The 2,790-nt window shown below is 60.3% G+C and carries 3 protein-coding genes; 2 read left to right on the top strand and 1 reads right to left on the bottom strand.

What is annotated here, in order from left to right; all coding sequences use genetic code 11:
* Positions 1-930: chorismate synthase (gene aroC, locus ACEW8G_RS03160; protein ID WP_373486994.1), on the top strand; the 930-nt coding region annotated here is incomplete at its 5' end.
* Between the two features lie 307 nt (positions 931-1,237).
* Here the strand turns inward: aroC and ACEW8G_RS03155 are convergent.
* On the bottom strand, positions 1,238-1,675 hold the full coding sequence (locus ACEW8G_RS03155) for a fasciclin domain-containing protein (protein WP_373486993.1): 438 nt from the start codon (positions 1,673-1,675) through the stop codon (positions 1,238-1,240).
* Between the two features lie 495 nt (positions 1,676-2,170).
* Between ACEW8G_RS03155 and ahpC the strand changes: the two genes are divergently transcribed.
* Positions 2,171-2,737 carry an alkyl hydroperoxide reductase subunit C gene (gene ahpC, locus ACEW8G_RS03150; protein WP_373486992.1) on the top strand — a complete coding sequence of 189 codons (567 nt, stop codon included), beginning with the start codon at positions 2,171-2,173 and terminating at the stop codon, positions 2,735-2,737.
* Positions 2,738-2,790 lie beyond the last annotated feature (53 nt).

Below are 2,790 nucleotides of genomic sequence, written 5' to 3'. Positions count from 1 at the left end.
CGCAAACCCGGACAGTCGAAATACACCACCCAGCGGCGCGAGGCCGACGAGGTGCGGATTCTCTCGGGAGTCTTCGAGGGCCGGACCACCGGCACGCCGATATCGCTGTTGATCGAAAACACCGATCAGCGCTCGAAGGATTATTCCGAAATCGCCAACACCTATCGGCCCGGCCACGCCGATTATGCCTATGACGCGAAATACGGGCTGCGCGATTATCGCGGTGGCGGGCGCAGTTCGGCGCGCGAGACCGCGATGCGGGTGGCGGCGGGTGCCGTGGCGCGGCTGGTCATGCCCGGAGTGCAGATCCTCGCCTATGTCGCCGAGATCGGCGGCGATGCCATCGACCCGGCGGCATTCGACGCTGGCGAAATCGCGCGCAATCCCTTCTGGTGCCCCGATGCGGGCGCGGCCAAGCGCTGGGAGGCGCTGGTGGACGAGGCGCGCAAGGCCGGTTCCTCGCTGGGTGCGGTGGTCGAGTGCGTGGCTACAGGTGTTCCAGCCGGCTGGGGCGCACCGATCTATGCCAAGCTGGACGCCGACCTTGCGGGAGGCATGATGAGCATCAACGCGGTGAAAGGGATCGAGATCGGCGACGGGTTCGACGCCGCGCGGCTGACGGGCGAACAGAACGCCGATGCCATGCGCCCGGGCGAGGATGGCTCACCCGAGTTCGCCGCCAATCACGCAGGGGGGATCGCGGGCGGCATTTCCACCGGCCAGCCCGTGACCTGCCGCGTCGCCTTCAAGCCGACGAGTTCGATCCTCACAGCAGTAGCCAGCGTGGATCGGCAGGGAGCGGCGACCGAGGTGCGCACGAAAGGTCGCCACGACCCCTGCGTCGGCATCCGCGGCACACCCGTTGTCGAGGCGATGATGGCGCTGGTGCTGGCGGACCACAAACTGCTGCACCGCGCGCAATGCGGGTAGCGGGCGGTCGGATAACGACCCACTAGCTGACAAGGGGAGACATTCTCTTCCACTCAAAAACCAGCCGGACACTCGACCCGAGACTTTCAACCCGCGATTTTCAGCCGTTTTTGCCCGCAAGCTGGCGGTCAGTTCTAGGCAGTCGACGGCATAAATTGAAACCGCCGGTTCACGACCCACTCGCTGGAGAATGCCTGACACAGGCTAGTCTGTGGCTGACGCAGCGATCATGGTTTCAGACATTGCTAGAGCGGGAAGTCATGCCCGGTGCGAACACCGGGCATGAGTAAGGGTTGCCGCAGATTACTTAGCCTTCCGGCAGCAGCACAGCATCGATGACATGAATCACGCCATTGGTGCAATCGATATCCGCGGTCACTACGTTGGCGCCATTAACAGTGACGCCATCAGAACCATCTACGTGCAGCGTCGCGCCGTTGACCGTTGCAGGCTCAAGCTTTTGTCCAGCAACATCGGAGGCCATTACTTTGCCCGCCATCACGTGATAGGTCAGGATTGCTGTGAGCTTGTCCTTGTTTTCAGGCTTGACAAGGTCTTCGACCGTTCCGGCCGGCAGTTTGGCGAAAGCGTCATCGGTCGGGGCAAACACGGTAAAGGGACCTTCGCCCTTCAAGGTTGCGCCAAGGTCCGCAGCAGTGACAGCGGCAACGAGGGTTTCGAACGTTCCAGCAGCGACAGCAGTGTCCACAATATCATGAAGAGCAGAGGACATAGTATGTTCCAATCATTGGAGAGTTAATACAGACAAACGCACGTAAAAACCGCCTTATGCATGCAGTTCACCGTACGAAGGGCGGTTCAGAAGTGACCTAATGGAAAGGTTATTGGGCCAGCTTCCGGGTCGCAAAAGGAGCTGGCCCACCATCTCGTGAGATGACGTCAAGGAAGTACTCTGGGTCGGACCCGTCAGCAATACCGGCTGAATCCCGTATTCGGCTGGCGCCACAGAAGTGATGCAGCGGATGATCGGGTACGCGAAAGGTCGCCTCATTCCCCTCCCCCGAGACGGCACCTTTCCACCCGATAGTCGACATGCGAGGCCCACTCAGCACCCCGATCAATTGCATCAAACGCAACAAAAACAGCGGTTGGCTGCGCTTTGCGAAAGTTCCACACCACTGACTGATAATTCCGATGTTAGCAATCGCACAATATCGCTTTTGTGCGGCGCAACACGCCCTATCTGATACCCATCAGTTTTCGCAAATTGGAGATTCTCATGGGTATCATTGGCAGCCAGCTCAAGCCGTTCAAAGCCAACGCCTTCCAGGCCGGCCAGGACTTTTTCGAAGTCACGCAGGACGACATTGCCGGCAAATGGGCGGTGTTCTTCTTCTATCCCGCCGACTTTACCTTCGTCTGCCCGACCGAACTCGAAGACCTCGGCGAGCATTACGACATGCTCCAGAAGATGGGCGTCGAGGTTTACGGCATCTCGACCGACACCCATTTCGCGCACAAGGCTTGGCACGACACCAGCGAGCGCATCGGCAAGCTCAAGTTCGCTTTCCTCGGCGATCAGCTCCACACGCTTTCGAAGAATTTCGACGTGCTGCGTGAAGACATGGGTCTCGCCGACCGCGCGACCTTCGTCATCGATCCCGATGGCGTGATCCAGATCATGGAACAGACCTGCGAAGGCGTCGGCCGCAATGCCAACGAACTGACCCGCAAGATCAAGGCCGCGCAATATGTGCGCGCCAATCCGGGCCAGGTCTGCCCCGCAGCGTGGGAAGAAGGCGGCGACACGCTGGCTCCTTCGCTCGATCTCGTCGGCAAGATCTGATCCTGCCGATCTGAACCGTTACCGCGGCCGCCGTTGCGACGGTGGCCGCGAAG

Origin of the sequence: Blastomonas sp. (assembly GCF_041747255.1) — a bacterium.
GTDB lineage: Bacteria > Pseudomonadota > Alphaproteobacteria > Sphingomonadales > Sphingomonadaceae > Blastomonas.
Note: the sequence above shows the minus strand (reverse complement) of the source record. Positions and strands in the feature narration are given on the sequence as shown.

What these genes read in the sequence shown, in the direction of transcription:
- ahpC (WP_373486992.1), top strand. Translation starts at nt 2,171, where the DNA reads ATGGGTATCATTGGCAGCCAGCTCAAGCCGTTCAAAGCCAACGCCTTC.